Raw genomic sequence first — 15,217 nt, 5'->3', positions numbered from 1 at the left:
TCGCGTCGAATGCACACACGAAACGGGTGAACCGGGCCCGAAAAACCCGCGTTCACCCGCTCGTTGTACTGCTGTCCTAGTGGAAGAAGTGACGCTCTCCCGTGAAGTACATCGCGACACCAGCGGCCGTGGCAGCAGCGATGACCTCTTCATCGCGCACTGAACCACCGGGCTGCACGACGGCCTTCACGCCGGCGTCGAGCAGCACCTGCAGGCCGTCAGCGAACGGGAAGAATGCATCGGATGCCGCAACGGCACCCTGGGCACGCTCGCCGGCCCTGCTCACGGCGAGGTGGCAGGAGTCGACCCGGTTGACCTGCCCCATGCCCACTCCGACGGATGCCCCGTCGTGCGCAAGCAGGATGGCGTTCGACTTGACGGCGCGGCACGCCTTCCAGGCGAACTCGAGGTCTGCGCGGGTTGCCGCGTCGACCTCTTCGCCCGAAACGAGCGTCCAGTCGTCAGAGCTGAATTCTTCGAACGTGTCGGCTTCCTGCACGAGCAGTCCGCCCGAGATCTGGCGCAACTCAAGAGAGGAGCGACGGAAGTCTTCTGGCAGTTCGAGCAGACGGATGTTCTTCTTCGCGCTGAGCAGCTCGAAGGCCTCGTCGTCGAAGCCAGGGGCGACAAGCACCTCGGTGAAGATGGTGCTGACGGTCTGGGCCATGGCGAGCGTCACCCTGCGGTTCGCGGCTATGACGCCACCGAATGCCGAAACCGGGTCGCACTCGTGGGCGCGGCGGTGGGCGTCAGCGATCGCATCCGGTGCGTCTGGGCTGGCTACTGCGATACCGCACGGGTTGGCGTGCTTGATGATGGCGACGGCAGGCTGGTCGAAGTCGTACGCGGCGCGCACAGCGGCATCGGCGTCGACGTAGTTGTTGTACGACATCTCCTTGCCGTGCAGCACATCGGCCTGTGCGATGCCTGCTCCACCCTCGCCGAGGTAAATGGCTGCGGCCTGGTGCGAGTTCTCGCCGTAGCGCAGCACCGAACCGCGGGTGGCCTCGATGACCAGCGTGCTGGGGAAGACCGATGCCTCGTCGAGGTCGCCTGATGTGGTGCCGAGCAGTGCGTCGAACTGCTCGAGGATCTCTTCGCCGAGTCCCTCTGTGTCGTCCTGCCACTGGTCGTAGATGTTCTCGGTGAACCAGGCTGAGACGCTGAGGTCGTAGTTTGCGGTGTGCTCGAAGGCGAGCGATGCGAACTTCTGGCGCAGTGTCAGTGTGGTTCCGCCTGCCTTCACGGCGGCGATGAGCTCGTCGTAGTTGAACGGGTCGACGACGATTGCGACGTTGGCGTGGTTCTTCGCCGATGCCCGAACCAGGGCGGGGCCTCCGATGTCGATCTGCTCGATGACATCGGCCGGAGCTGCGCCTGATTCGACTGTCTCGACGAACGGGTACAGGTTGACGACGACGAGTTCGAATGGCGCGATCGACAGGTCGGCGAGCTGGTTCTCGTGCGCTTCGAGGCGCAGGTCGGCCAGGATGCCTGCGTGCACAGACGGGTGAAGGGTCTTGACGCGGCCGTCGAGCGACTCGGGGAAGCCGGTGACGGCTGAGACATCGGTGACGGCAAAGCCCGCTTCGCGGATGGTGGCGGCGGTTGAGCCGGTCGAGACGATCTCGACGCCTGACTCGGCCAGCACGGTGGCCAGCTCGACGAGACCTGTCTTGTCGCTGACGGAGATCAGGGCGCGCTTCACCGGCACGAGATCGCGCTCACGGTAAAGGCTCTGCGGGGTGGTGTGGCCGCTCATGCGTGTGAAAGCTCCTTGAGGTTGACGTGTCCATTGGCGATGTCGACAACTGCCTGAACCAACAGGCGGCGCTCGACGGGTTTGATGCGTTCGTGGAGGGAGCTTTCGGTGTCGTCAGGCAAGACCGGCACCCGCTCCTGGGAGATGATCGGTCCGGCGTCGACACCTGAATCGACGACGATGAGGCTGGCACCGGTTTCTGTGGCGCCGGCGGCCAGTGCATCCCGCACGCCGTGGGCACCGGGAAACTCGGGCAGGTATGCCGGATGCGTGTTGATCAGGTTCGGCGACAGCGCGTCGACAGCTGCCGGAGGCAGCAGACGCATCAGGCCGCTCAATATGACGACATCCGGCTGCCATTGTTGGATCTGAGCCAGCAGCTCGTCACCCCATGCCTCGCGGCTCGGGAACGAGGTGTAGGGCACCATGAATGTCGGGATGCCGAATTCTTCGCCGAGGGCTAGCCCATCGGCGTCGCGATCGGCGCCGATAGCGACGATCCTGGCCGGGAAGTCAGCGTCTGTCGACGCTTCGAGCAGGGCGCGGAGGTTGGATCCTCCGCCGGAGATGAGCACGACCAGTGAGAGCACGTGTTTGAGTTTATCCTGACCAGGCGATGCTCTCTGGTCGTGCAATTTCACTTCCTGGCTGACGACAGGAACGCCGGCTTCCGACCGCCGACCAGCATTCCTGCTGTGGCGCCGATCCCTACCTCGAGGGCCGCGAGCGCGCCGACCAGAAGCGGATTCGGCCCGACTTCGGCCAGCCGCCCCGGTCCCATCGCCCCGGCGGACCACCAGGCGAGCAAGCCGATCAGGATGCCGGCGACAAGGCCCATTGCCACCCCGCTCAGCACGTACTCGCGAGTACGGGAGACTCCGGAGACCGCCTGCGGTCCGGCGGTACCGCCCTCTGGCATCCGCTGCCTGATCAGCACGGCGCCGATGAAGCCGGCGAGCACCGGCACGAGCAGCCCGAGGAAGCCGACCCCTCCGCTCCCCTGCGGCAGGGCACCGAGGATCGGCAGGCCGGGCACCGTGCCGAGCACAGTACCGACCGGCGACACGCTTGTGCCGATACCCACGGCAATGCCGGGACCGATCAGCCACGAGACAGCCCAGAACACCAGGTTGGGAATGAGCGCGAGCTGGGCGAGAGTGATGGCGATTCCGCCCATAACCCCGGCCTGCAATGTCTCATAGAGACCGATGATGGTGGCGTAATTGACAACGATGAGCACCGCAACGATCAATGCCGCAACCGCAACGATCGCTGCGACGATGGCGGTTCCCCCGCGCAGGCCCGCTGAAATGATCAGCCGCACGGTATCTGGCAGCTGCCGATAGCGGTCTTCAACGGCCTCGGTCAGGCGGGAGATCAGGCCGTCGTCGTCGCTGTGTGAGCGTCGCCTGGTCATCTCGGATCCGATGAGTACGCCCAGTGCATAGATTGCCGTGGGCAGCAGGATGCCCTGCACGAGAGCTGGGGTAACCGCACCAGCACCGGCCGACAGCGTGAGCAGGGTGGCAAGGATGCCGTAGACGAGAATCGCCGAGATCACGCCGATTGCACGGTGTGCCGACTCGGCAGCCCTGGCGCCGGTACGCACTCCGAGCAGGGTGGCAAGCACAGCGAACCCGAGCAAGGCGATCGTGAGAGGGAATGGCGCCTCGGCCCCGGGTAGCCCGAGCGATGCCGCGACTGCCGGATCGAGTGTCACGGTGAGGTCGACGCCGTTGCCGAGAAGCCAGATATCGACGGATGCGCGCCAGAAGACAAGCCAGTCGACGGCCAGGTCGAAGTGGGTGGCCCAGAGGATGGTGAGCGGCACCAGGGCGATGCCGACGCCGATAGCGACGACGATCAGCGCCTCGAGTGCGGCAAGCATGGCTGTCGTGATGCGGTTCATGGGCTGGTTCATCCGGCTTTTGAGCCTACCTGCCGGCAACCGAAAACAATCCACCGACAAGCGGTGAGGGCTGGTTTGCCGGTGTCAATACACGCATGCCTCAATGCACGAATGCTTTGAGCAGCACCATGACCATGCCGAACCCGGCGCTACTGAGGGCCCCGAGCAGCCGCACGACCATCGAACTGCCCCTGCGGGCATACACGAGGTATCCGATCACCCCGAGGATGACCACCCCCAGCCACAGCGCCACCCACAGTGCCACCTGGTCGTCAACGATCCTGAGCGTGCCAAGCAGCAACACCAGAGAAGGCAACAGCGCGGCGATGAGCATCCCCAACGATCGCCGGAGGGCGAGGCGGAACGAGTGCGAGAGCGGATGCGGATCACCGTCGTCGGCCACCTGCATAGACAGCGTTCCTGCATACACATGGGCCGCCCAGAACACCAGGACTGTACCGATAACCGTGATCAGCACGTTCCACGCCGTGGCGCGGTAGGTTCCGGCGACGACGATCATTCCGCTGACCAGGATGTTGCCGTACACGGCACCTTCAGTGCCGAAGGCAGAAAGCCAGGCGTTCTCTGAGCTACGGGGGCTCGTCATGCCCTCAGCTTAGAAGAGTGTCGAGTTCGCAGAAAAGCCTGCGGCTAAAAAACCGAACGGCCCGCACTCTGATCGAGTACGGGCCGTCAAACCTGGCAGAGGCCAGATCGAGTTCTACAGTGCTGCGAGAACCTCGCGCAGCAGGGATGCGGTCTCGCTCGGCGTCTTGCCGACCTTGACTCCGGCGGCCTCGAGGGCCTCCTTCTTGCCCTGTGCGGTTCCTGCTCCGTCGGAGACGATGGCGCCGGCGTGGCCCATTGTCTTGCCCTCTGGTGCGGTGAAACCAGCGACGTAGCCGACGACCGGCTTCGTGACGTGCGCCTTGATGTACGCTGCTGCGTTCTCTTCGGCGTCGCCACCGATTTCACCGATCATGACGATCGCCTTGGTCTCTGGGTCGTTCTCGAATGCTTCGAGAGCGTCGATGTGCGTGGTGCCGATGATGGGGTCACCACCGATTCCAATCGCCGTCGAGAAGCCCAGATCGCGCAGTTCATACATCATCTGGTAGGTCAGGGTGCCCGACTTCGAGACGAGGCCGACCGGGCCCTTGCCGGTGATGGTCGCCGGCGTGATGCCGACGAGTGCCTCACCTGGCGTGATGATGCCGGGGCAGTTCGGTCCGATGATGCGGGTCTTGTTGCCCTTTGCCTTGTTGTAGGCCCAGAACTCAGCCGAGTCCTGCACGGGAACGCCCTCTGTAATGATGACGAGCAGCGGGATCTCAGCGTCGATGGCTTCGATCACAGCGTCCTTGGTGAATGCCGGCGGCACGAACGCGATGGAGACATCCGCGCCGGTCTTCTCGATTGCTTCTGCAACCGTTCCGAATACGGGCAGTTCGACGTCGCCGTGCGTGACGGTGGTGCCGGCCTTGCGAGCGTTGACGCCACCGACGACCTGGGTGCCGGCCTTGAGCATGAGGGCGGTGTGCTTGGTGCCCTCACCGCCGGTGATGCCCTGAACGATGACCTTGGAGTCCTTGTTGAGGAAGATTGACATGCTCGGATTCCTTACTTCGCTGCGTTGGCGAGCTCGGCGGCCTTGTCGGCGCCCTCGTCCATGGTGGCGGCCAGAGTGACAAGCGGGTGGTTCGCTTCGGCGAGGATGCGACGACCCTCTTCGACGTTGTTGCCGTCGAGGCGCACAACGAGGGGCTTGTTGGCGGTGTCGCCGAGAGCCTCAAGCGCGCCGACGATACCGTGTGCGACAGCGTCACACGCGGTGATGCCGCCGAAGACGTTGACGAACACGCTCTTGACCTGCGGGTCGCCGAGGATGACGTCGAGTCCGGCAGCCATGACAGCTGCGGATGCTCCGCCTCCGATGTCGAGGAAGTTGGCCGGCTTCACGCCGCCGTGGTTCTCACCGGCGTATGCGACGACGTCCAGGGTCGACATGACGAGGCCTGCACCGTTTCCGATGACACCCACTTCACCGTCGAGCTTGACGTAGTTGAGGTTGTTGGCCTTGGCCTTCGCCTCGAGCGGGTCAGCTGCCGCAGCGTCTTCGAGTTCGGCGTGGTTGGGGTGACGGAAGTCAGCGTTCTCGTCGATGGTGACCTTGCCGTCGAGGGCGATGATGTCGCCTTCTTCGGTGAGGACGAGCGGGTTGACCTCGACAAGCGTCGCGTCCTCACCCGTGAAGACGTTGTACAGCTGCACGAAGACCGGAGCGACCTTCTCGACCAGCTCGGCCGGGAAGCTCGCGGCGATTGCGATCTCGCGGGCCTTGTCCAGGTCGATTCCGGCAATCGGGTCGATCGCGACGTACGCGAGCGCTTCGGGCTTCTCAACAGCGAGAACCTCGATCTCAACGCCACCTTCGTAGCTGGCAAGCGAGAGGTACGAGCGGTTCGACCGGTCGAGCAGCACCGAGAAGTAGAACTCCTGGGCGATGCGGGCGCCACCGGCGACCATGACGCGGTTGACGGTGTGACCCTTGATGTCGAGACCGAGGATCGCACGACCTGCAGCCTCTGCCTCATCCGGCGTCTTGGCGACCTTGACGCCGCCGGCCTTTCCGCGACCGCCGACCTTGACCTGAGCCTTGACGACGACAACACCACCGAGCTTCTCGGCAGCTGCGCGCACCTCCTCAGGAGTGTCCGCGATGATGCCCGGGAGAACCGGGACTCCATACTGTTCAAACAGGTCTCTGGCCTGGTATTCGTAGAGATCCACGCTGCTCTTCCAATCCGCGTCTTAGCGTTCATGCATGGTGAGGTTGAATGACGGCCAGGTCGACAGCGCCGAAATTAGCTCGACATCAAGACAACTGGCCCTGAAGAACTCTACCGCCTGAACGACGGCGGTAATTCTCAGCCCAGGGCTGGTGGGATCCGCTGCGTGCGCGACGCCGATGACAGCTCGCTGTCTGACCGGTGCCTGAGCACGGCGTCCCTGGTTCGGCTGAGTGACTCCGTCATGCTGTCGAACAGGCTCTGGGCGAGGCGCACGAAGAGGACGTCGGTCACGGCAAGTTGGGCTGTCCTGCTCGCCGTCGCCCCGGAGCGGAACGCGTTCTCCCTGGCCTGCGTCGTGAGCAGGATGTCGCACAGCGCAGCCATCGGAGATCCCGCGTCGTTCGTGATTCCGACTGTTGTCGCACCGGTGCGCCTGGCTTCTCGAAGCAGGCCGAGGATCTCTGGAGTGACACCGGAGTGCGACACAGCGATGAACACTCCTCCCGGGCGTAACAGCGCAGTCGACGACAGCGCGAGGTGCACGTCGGCATGGTGTGAGCTGCGGCGACCGATGCGCTGCAGTTTCATGTTGAGGTCGTGCGCGGTCAGACCTGACGAGCCGAAGCCGGCAATGACCACGTCTTCGGCGAGCACGAGCGCGTCTCGAATGCGGTCAACCGCCGCCAAGTCGAGTTCACGCAGTGTGTGCTCGATCGCCTGAGTCTCCTGAAAGAGAACTTTCGCGGCGACATCGGCCACGGTGTCTGCCGGGTCGATGTCACCGGTCGACACGTTGGATCGGTCGAGGTCGGCCTGATCACGGCTTGTCGTTCCGACCAGGTCGAACCTGAACTCGCGATATCCCGAGTAGCCGAGACTTTGGCAGAACCGGGCAACTGTCGCCGCCGAGGTGCCGCAGAGTTCGGCGACCCGGTTGATCGGGTTGTCCACGACGATTCGTGGATCAGCGAGGATCGCAGTGGCCACCTTTGCCTCTGCGGTGCTGAACCGCTCGAGCGAACCCTGAATCCTCGTGAGGGCGCGCACTAGCTCGCCTTCGCCTCGGTGATCGCAGCACGTAGAAAACCACCGTTTGCCTCGAGTGCTGCAACAGCGTCGGATGCGGGGATTCCGGCTTCGATCGCCAGGATCGCTGCCTTGACCCAGCCGCCGGTGGCTTCGAGTGCCGCTGCGGCAACCATCGGCTCTGCCCCTGTCGCGAGAATCACTGTGCGCTCGCTGCGCGCACGCAGTTTTTCATTCGTCGCACGAAGGTCAACCATGAGGTTACGGTAGACCTTCCCTGCCCGAACCATAGCTGCGGTGCTCAGCGTGTTGAGCACGAGCTTCTGTGCTGACCCGGACTTGAGCCTGGTCGAACCGGTGAGAAGTTCGGGGCCGACCTCAGTTTCGATCGCAACGTGCGCAGCGGCGCCGATCGCCGAGTTCGGGTTACACGAGTGCGCGACGGTGAACGAACCTCGCTCACGAGCCCGGTTCAAAGCACCGACGACGTACGGGGTGCGACCAGAGGCAGAGATTCCAACAAGGCTGTCATTCGGTCCCAGCTCGAGCCCGTCAACGTCGTTGGCACCCGAACGGGCATCGTCCTCGGCATTTTCGACAGCGGTGTGGATTGCCGTCGCCCCACCGGCGATCCGCCCGATAATGACGTCACCAGAAATGCCGAATGTCGGCGGGGCCTCACTGGCGTCGAGGATCCCCATTCGCCCAGCGGTTCCGGCCCCCATGTAAATGAGGCGCCCGCCCCGCGCCATCCCCGCGACGATGCCTTCGAGTGCAGCAGTGAGATGGGCAGCCTCGGCGGCTACGGCGTCGGCAACTGCACGCTCACTCTCGATCATTGCGTGCACCAGCTCGGTGTCGCTCAGCAGGTCGAGATCGGGGTAGCGCTCGCCAACGGTCTCGGTCGGTAGTGTGCCGAGGAAGTCGCGCAGCTGCCCCCTGTCCTCGATCGTGTTCGAGTTATCCACGGATGATCCTCTCTTCGTAGCCCAGGTCGGTGCGCGTGATGATGAGCGCGGATCCGTCAAGTGCACTCCCGCGAGACGGGATGGTGGTGATGCCGGCTTGGGCAAAAGTTGCTTTCAGCTCGGCGGAAAAATATGGGTGTTCGGCCACACCGCCCCAGATCGTGACCTCGGCGGATCCAGCGGCGCGTGCGGTTGCAACGAGCGCGTGGCACGCACGCGCAACGATGTCTCTCGCGACGACGTCACCGTCATGGGCGGCGTCGAGCACGTCAGGAGTGAACCGCCCCAGACGACGGGCCGGATTACCCTCGGCACTCACCCATGCGGGCATCGCGGCGAGGTCACCGACAAGGGCTCGAGCTCTGGCCGTCAGCGCCGTTGACGCGCCACGACCATCGAAGTCGTGCAGTGCGGCGATCAGGCCTTCCTGTCCGATCCAGCGTCCGCTTCCCTCGTCGCCGAGCCACGGGCCCCATCCGTCGATCTGGCGAGTGGCACCGTTGTCAGCGACCGCGTATGCGATAGCACCGGTTCCGATGATGAGGATGACTCCCGCACCGCCATCGAACGCACCGGCGTGCGCGGCGAGGGCATCGTTGATCAGGGCGACCGGAGCTCTGGTGAAATTTCGCACCTCGGTAACGAGGCCCCGCGCTGTGGCACCGGCCGCCTCAACACCGGCCGCGCCGATGCCGACCCCGGCCAGAGCCGACCTGGCTGCGGATGGAAGTCGAAAAAACACATCACGGATGGCGTCCGCAGACAGTGCGACACCATTGCGATCTGCGACACCGGGCGCACCGGGTCCTGTCTCCTCGGCAATGACACCGTCGGCGTCAAACAGCCTGACACGGCACGAGGTCTTTCCCAGGTCTACGGCCAGGTAACGCGGTTTAGTCAGCACTGTGTTCTCCCGTGGTGTGCGGCGGAGCGGCCAGGCTCAGCCGGGAGATTCCACGCAGGGGTGCCGGCAGGGTCAGGCCATCCGGTGCCGGGCTGAAGGTACCGGCAACCCGGGCTATTCCCTGCTCAAGGCTCACCGGGATGCGGTGCCACGAGCAGAACCCGAGGAACGCGAACAGCAGCGACTCCTTGAATTCCGGATCGATTCCGACCTCATCACTCGTCCGTAAGCTCACGCCGTCGCCGGCCAGTGCGTCGGCGAGCTCTCGAACCAGACTGGGGTTGCGTACGCCGCCGCCGGATGCCACGACTGTTCGAACTTGTGGTCCGGCGCTGCGCAGTGCATTTGCCACAGTGATCGCTGTATACCGCGTGAGGGTAGCGACCCGGTCGGGGAGCTGGAGGCATACCCCGGCAGCTTCTTCGGCACTCCGCACGACGGCCAGAGTGAACGTTTCCCGACCGGTGCTCTTGGGTGCTGCCTGCTCGAGATACGGATGCTGGAGCAGTGCAGTGAGCACAGCGTCGTTAACCGTGCCCTCTGCGGCAAGCGCACCGTCGCGGTCGAAACCATGCAGACCCTGCGTGTGATCTGCGACGCTGGCGTCGATCAGCACATTCGCGGGGCCCGTGTCGAACGCGAGGGCAGAGCTGTCAGGGCGAAGGATCTGCAGGTTCGCAATGCCTCCAAGGTTGAGGGATGCGACATCGTCAGCTGGCCCGAAGAATGCGGAATCGAACAGTCCCATGAGCGGGGCCCCCTGACCGCCGGCGGCAATATCCGCTGCACGCAGGTTCGCGAGCACGGGGCGCGCGGTGGCCTCGGCGATCCAGGCGGGCTCACCCAGTTGAAGGGTTCCGAGCGCTTGACCATTTTCGACCCAGTGAAACACCGTCTGCCCGTGTGAGACGACGAGGTCTGGCGTGATGCCGCACGCGGCGATCGCGGTGCGCGCTGCTGTGGCAAAGCCTTGGCCGATGTCGGTCGTGAGGGCGGTGTGGGCACCCGCGTCGAGCTTCTCGCCATCGGAATACGCCAGGATTCGAGAGCGCAGATCGGGTTCCCAGTCGAGCGTGCGGGTCCACAGCGAAACGAGCGTGAGATCCGGGGTGAGCGCCTCACCACTGGTTACCGCTTCGACTACGGCGACGTCGATGCCGTCAGCACTGGTGCCGGACTGCAGCGAAAGGATGATCACGCCGGCACCTCAGCACAGACGAGCTCAGCGACGATATCTGACGCCAAGGCAGAACTTGCCCGAGCATCGATGCGATCGAGGTCACTCAGATACTCGGGTGCCGGAACCACACCGACATTGACGACGACAGCGTCCGGTCGCAGTACAGCTATCTGCTCGAGGGCGTCGCGCTGAATGCCAGGCACACCGATGCGGTCGACAAGCACAACGAGATCGGTACCGGCGCGAATTTCGAGAAGCGCAGTGTCGAGGTACTCGAGCAGGTCATGAGGCGGCGCCGAGCGGGTCGGGGGCATCTCGAGCTCACGGTGCGCAGCGAACGCCCGTCGGAAGGCATCTGATTCAGCCGCTACAGCGATTGTCGCTCTGGCACGCAGGTCGAGAAGGAAAATGCGGGACCTGCGGCGCACGACGTTGCCGTGTATCCCGATAGCCGGAACCACGCTGGCCGCCCAATCGCGTTCGGCTTCGTCGGATGGAGCGCGGGTACCCGCGACCTCGAGCTCGGTTGCGAGCGAACTGACCCGTGCAGCCGCGCGACGCAGCTGGTCGAGGTCGAGCTCGCCCGAGGCGACAGCCGCAAGCAGCGCGTCGCGCACCTCAAGGTAGTCCTGGTGATCGGCGTCGGCGTCACCAGAGCTGCCGAGGTTGGTTCGGGGGTTGCCGATGCACAGCAGATCGGCGCCGGCTTGAATGGCAGCGACGGCACCGGGGCCGGCGCCAACGCTCTCTCGGATCGCGGCCATGTCGAGAGCGTCTGTCACGATGATCCCGTCGAACCCGAGGGCACGGAGCTTGCCGAGAACCACCGGATTGAGTGTGGCAGGAGCTTCACCCCACGCCGGTACTCGGATGTGCGCCGTCATGATGGTTCGGACACCCGCGGCGATGGCTGCCCGGAATGGCTCGAAGTGGATGTCTTCGATCTCGCCGACCTCGATGCCCAGCTCGGGCAGTGCGAGGTGCGAGTCTGAGTGGGTGTCGCCGTGGCCCGGGAAATGCTTGGCACACGCGGCGACTGCACCAGAGTTCTGAATACCTCGCACCGTCGCCGCCACGTGGGTAGCGACGGCCTGAGCATCGGAGCCGAAGGAACGCACGCCGATGACAGGGTTTGCGGGGTTGGTGTTCACGTCTGCAACCGGTCCGAAAACGAGGTTGATACCTGCCCGATGGGCTCGAGCGGCGATAGCCGCGCCCACCGCTGTACTGAGTTCGGTGTCGTCCACCCAACCGAGTTGCGCTGGACCAGGAATGCTCGAGCCGTGCACTGATTCCAGGCGGGTGACGGTCCCGCCTTCCTCGTCGGTCGCGATGACCGCGTTGGGGCGGTGTGCTCTGATCGACGCCGAGAGCGTCGCAGTGTGTTCGGAGATGTTTTGACCGAAGTAGACCACACCGGCGAGACCCTCATCGAGGGCATCCGCCAGCCACAGGGGCAGTTCGGTGCCGAAGAAGCCGGGCAGGATGACGCCGTTGACAGCGTCGAGCACGTCCCGATCAGTCGCGGATGTGGCGATGGCGGTGCTCATCCTTTCACCGCTCCCGCGACGAGACCGGAGGAGAGCTTGCCCTGCACGATGATGAAGAAGATCATGACGGGCAGGGTGATGAGCGTTGAAGCAGCCATGACATTGCCCCAGTCGTTCGAGTTCTCACCGAAGAACTGCTTCAGGCCAATGGCAACTGTGTAGTTTTCGCTCGCACCACCGAGCATCGTCATCGCGAAGATGAACTCATTCCAGGCGGTGATGAAGCTGAAGACACTGGTTGCGACGAGGCCGGGCATCACGAGCGGCAGCATGATGGAGCGGAACATCCGCCACCAGCTTGCGCCGTCGAGTGCTGCAGCCTCTTCAAGTTCTACGGGCACTGCGGCGACAAAACCGCGCAGCATCCAGATGCCGAACGGCAACGAGATGGTGATGTAGACGATGACAAGGCCGAGCAGGGTATTGAGGAGGTGCAAGTCCCTCACCTGAACGAACAGCGGGATCACGAGAGCTTCCATCGGCACCATCTGCACGATGAGGATCATGAGCAACACCGCTGTGCGGAACTTGAAGCGGAATCGAGCAACGGCGACAGACGCGAGCAGCGACAGAACGGCGCTGCAGACGACAACTGCGACTGCAACGATCAGCGAGTTGCGCAGGAAGACCGCGAAGCCTCCATCGTCCAGCACGAACGCGAAGTTCTTTAGAGTGAGCTCAGAAGGAAAGAGGCCCTGTGATCCGCTCGCCGCGTTCGCATCGAAGGCGCTCGACATCATCCAATATGCGGGGAAGAGGGTGAAGATCAGGAGGAGCGCTACGAGCACGCCGACGATCGCGTTGCGTCGGACACGGTGCGCTGTGCGGTTCCGGCTCACAGTTCGTCCTCTTTCATAAGCACCCGAATGTAGATGATGGTGATGACCAGCAGCACCAGCGTGAGCAGTACAGCGATTGCCGAGCCGAATCCGTAGCGGTTCTGGCCGAAGGACTCGACGTACGACCAGACGCCAAGGTTGAGCACGCTGCGATTCGTTCCGGAGCCTCCCGGCATCAGGTACACCTGTCCGAACACCTTGAAGTCCCAGATCGTCGACAGGATGATGACGACGCTGAAGACCTGCTTGAGCGACGGGAAGATGATCTGGAAGAACCGGCGGACGGCGCCAGCACCATCCAGCGCGGCGGCTTCGAGCATTTCTTTGGAAACACCGAGCAAACCGGCCATGACGGTGATCGCTACAAAGGGAAAACCGTGGTGAACAACGTTGATCAAAACGATCAGGTAGAAGGTCCAGCGGTTGGTGAACCAGTTGAACGGTTCATCCATCAGGCCGGCGCCCATGAGCAGCTGATTCACAATGCCGTTGTCGGCATCGAAGATCCATACCCACACGTAGGTACCGGTCACTGCGGGCATCGCCCACGCGACCATGATGGCGCTTCCGACGACAGTGCGCCAGAACACCCCGAGGTTCGTCATCAGGATTGCGACGAGAGTGCCAAGCACCACAGTGCACACCACTGAAGCGACAGCGAAAATGACGGTGTTCGGCAAGACAACCGACCACAGTTGGGGATTGGAGAGCGCCTCGATGTAGTTATCGAGGCCAGTGAAGTTGGTCTCTCCACTGACGATCTGGCGAAGTCCGTATTCCTGGAAAGAAAACAGAACAACGCGAATCAGTGGCCAGAGGAGGAGTACGGCCAGCACGATCAGTGCCGGCGTGAGCAGAAGCCACGGCCGTGCGGCGGCGATCGTGATCGCCCTGTCCCGCCGAGGACCGGGGCCGCGGCCTCCGGCCGCTGCGGAACTCGAGGTTCCTGCAGCGACCGGAGGCTGAACCGTGGTGGTCATAGGGTGCGTCTACTTACTTCTCGTTGAGAATCTTGGTCATCTCAGCGGCGGCGTCGGCCGAGGCCTGCTCCACCGTCTTCTCACCGGAGAGAATCGACTGGATCATCGCGTTGGTTGTCTTCTTGGCCTGGACAGCACCGAACTTAGGCGTAACGGGGAGCGAGGCTCCACCGTCAACCATCTGGGTGGCGAAGGCCTTCGTGATCTCATCGGCGCCGGCGACGGTCGCGTCGAGTGCCGAGGTCTCTCCAGGGAAGTAACCGCTCTGGGTCGCCCACTCGGTTGCGAAGTCACCCGTGGTCATCAGGTCCATGAACTCCCATGCGAGGTCCTTGTTCTTGCTGGACTCGAACATGCTGAGGTGCGAACCACCGAGCATCGAGGGGCTGATGCCATCCTTCTGGCCGGGGATCGCGAATGAGCCGATCTTGCCTGCAAGATCCGGGTTCTTCGCGAGGATCGTCGCGGGAGTCCACGAGCCCATGATCGCCATACCGACCTTGCCCTGGGCGAAGTTGTCGAGAATGTCGGTTTCCTTCCAGGTGGTTGCACCGGCGGTCGACGAGCCGTACTTGAGCGCGAGGTCGGTGTAGAACTGGATGCCGGCCTGCGACTTGGCGCTGTCAAGTCCCGAGGTCCAGGTGTCTCCCGACTTCGTGGCAACTTCGCCGCCTGCACCCCATACCCAGGGGTATGTGAGGTATTCGGCGTCGCCGGCGACCGGGAACGGAATCACGTCGGGGTTGCTCGCCTTGAGCGCGACAACCGCATCCTGGAACTGTGCCCACGTTGTCGGCACGGCGATGCCGGCAGCTTCGAAGATGTCAGTGCGGTAGATCACGGAGCGCACACCGGCGTACCAGGGCATGCCGTAGAGAGTGTCGTCAAGCGTTCCGGATGCCACGAGGCCCTCAACGAGCTTGCCGTCCAGACCAGCGTCTGTGACGTAGTCATCGATCGGTGCCAGTGCGCCGGCCTCAGCAAATTCTGCGGTCCACGTGGTGCCCGTCTCGGCCACGTCGGGGGTCGTGCCACCAGCGATTGCGGTGACGAAGCGGTCGTGAGCGTCTGCCCACTGCACCATCTCAACGTTGAGCTTGGCTCCGGTCTCCTCAGTGAATGCGTCGCCGACGCGATCGAAGAAGTCGTCAGACTCGGTGTTGGTGCCCTGCATAATCCAGACATTGAGGGTCTTACCGGTGGCGTCGGTGCCACTTTCGTCGGTAGAACCGGAAGAACAAGCACTCAAACCGAGTGCAGCCGTTGCCAAGATGGCAACCGGCAGATAACGCTTCTTCATTGCAGTC

The 15,217-nt window shown here is 63.6% G+C and carries 14 protein-coding genes; all 14 read right to left on the bottom strand.

The window, feature by feature from the left end; translation table 11 throughout:
• Positions 1–76: 76 nt before the first annotated feature.
• The gene (gene purH / locus ACMT3I_RS00585) at positions 77–1,762 is read right to left on the bottom strand and encodes a bifunctional phosphoribosylaminoimidazolecarboxamide formyltransferase/IMP cyclohydrolase (protein ID WP_414802500.1); all 1,686 of its coding nucleotides are present in this window, start codon (positions 1,760–1,762) and stop codon (positions 77–79) included.
• Entirely contained in the window at positions 1,759–2,352 is a 594-nt protein-coding gene (gene purN / locus ACMT3I_RS00580) for a phosphoribosylglycinamide formyltransferase (RefSeq protein WP_414802499.1), read from the bottom strand. Before purN ends, purH begins: the two co-directional genes overlap by 4 nt.
• Before the next feature lie 47 nt (positions 2,353–2,399).
• Positions 2,400–3,683: a DUF6350 family protein gene (locus tag ACMT3I_RS00575; RefSeq protein ID WP_414802498.1), complete on the bottom strand. Its 1,284-nt coding sequence runs from the start codon at positions 3,681–3,683 to the stop codon at positions 2,400–2,402.
• A gap of 88 nt (positions 3,684–3,771) precedes the next feature.
• Positions 3,772–4,278, bottom strand: a complete 507-nt coding sequence (locus ACMT3I_RS00570) for a hypothetical protein (RefSeq protein ID WP_414802497.1) — start codon at positions 4,276–4,278, stop codon at positions 3,772–3,774.
• A gap of 114 nt (positions 4,279–4,392) precedes the next feature.
• A complete protein-coding gene (gene sucD / locus ACMT3I_RS00565) occupies positions 4,393–5,280 on the bottom strand; it encodes a succinate--CoA ligase subunit alpha (RefSeq protein ID WP_414802496.1) in 888 nt (295 codons plus the stop codon).
• A gap of 11 nt (positions 5,281–5,291) precedes the next feature.
• A complete protein-coding gene (sucC, locus tag ACMT3I_RS00560; RefSeq protein WP_414802495.1) occupies positions 5,292–6,461 on the bottom strand; it encodes an ADP-forming succinate--CoA ligase subunit beta in 1,170 nt (389 codons plus the stop codon).
• A gap of 137 nt (positions 6,462–6,598) precedes the next feature.
• A complete protein-coding gene (locus ACMT3I_RS00555) occupies positions 6,599–7,510 on the bottom strand; it encodes a MurR/RpiR family transcriptional regulator (protein ID WP_414802494.1) in 912 nt (303 codons plus the stop codon).
• Positions 7,510–8,457, bottom strand: a complete 948-nt coding sequence (gene murQ, locus ACMT3I_RS00550) for an N-acetylmuramic acid 6-phosphate etherase (protein WP_414802493.1) — start codon at positions 8,455–8,457, stop codon at positions 7,510–7,512. Before murQ ends, ACMT3I_RS00555 begins: the two co-directional genes overlap by 1 nt.
• Positions 8,450–9,361: an N-acetylglucosamine kinase gene (locus ACMT3I_RS00545; protein WP_414802492.1), complete on the bottom strand. Its 912-nt coding sequence runs from the start codon at positions 9,359–9,361 to the stop codon at positions 8,450–8,452. The genes murQ and ACMT3I_RS00545 overlap by 8 nt, the downstream gene beginning before the upstream one ends.
• Positions 9,351–10,559 (bottom strand): anhydro-N-acetylmuramic acid kinase, encoded by a 1,209-nt coding sequence (locus tag ACMT3I_RS00540; RefSeq protein ID WP_414802491.1) that lies wholly within the window; start codon positions 10,557–10,559, stop codon positions 9,351–9,353. Before ACMT3I_RS00540 ends, ACMT3I_RS00545 begins: the two co-directional genes overlap by 11 nt.
• Complete coding sequence (locus tag ACMT3I_RS00535) at positions 10,556–12,091, bottom strand: glycoside hydrolase family 3 N-terminal domain-containing protein (protein WP_414802490.1); 1,536 nt, start codon at positions 12,089–12,091, stop codon at positions 10,556–10,558. The genes ACMT3I_RS00540 and ACMT3I_RS00535 overlap by 4 nt, the downstream gene beginning before the upstream one ends.
• Positions 12,088–12,930, bottom strand: a complete 843-nt coding sequence (locus ACMT3I_RS00530; protein WP_414802489.1) for a carbohydrate ABC transporter permease — start codon at positions 12,928–12,930, stop codon at positions 12,088–12,090. The genes ACMT3I_RS00535 and ACMT3I_RS00530 overlap by 4 nt, the downstream gene beginning before the upstream one ends.
• Positions 12,927–13,910 (bottom strand): carbohydrate ABC transporter permease, encoded by a 984-nt coding sequence (locus tag ACMT3I_RS00525; RefSeq protein WP_414802488.1) that lies wholly within the window; start codon positions 13,908–13,910, stop codon positions 12,927–12,929. The genes ACMT3I_RS00530 and ACMT3I_RS00525 overlap by 4 nt, the downstream gene beginning before the upstream one ends.
• Before the next feature lie 13 nt (positions 13,911–13,923).
• Positions 13,924–15,210, bottom strand: a complete 1,287-nt coding sequence (locus tag ACMT3I_RS00520; protein ID WP_414802487.1) for a sugar ABC transporter substrate-binding protein — start codon at positions 15,208–15,210, stop codon at positions 13,924–13,926.
• Positions 15,211–15,217 lie beyond the last annotated feature (7 nt).

The sequence above is a fragment of the Leifsonia sp. A12D58 genome (genome assembly GCF_047530025.1).
In the GTDB taxonomy this organism is placed as follows: Bacteria; Actinomycetota; Actinomycetes; order Actinomycetales; family Microbacteriaceae; genus Cryobacterium.
The sequence above is the reverse complement of the archived record's forward strand: the minus strand, read 5'-3'. Positions and strand labels throughout refer to the sequence as shown.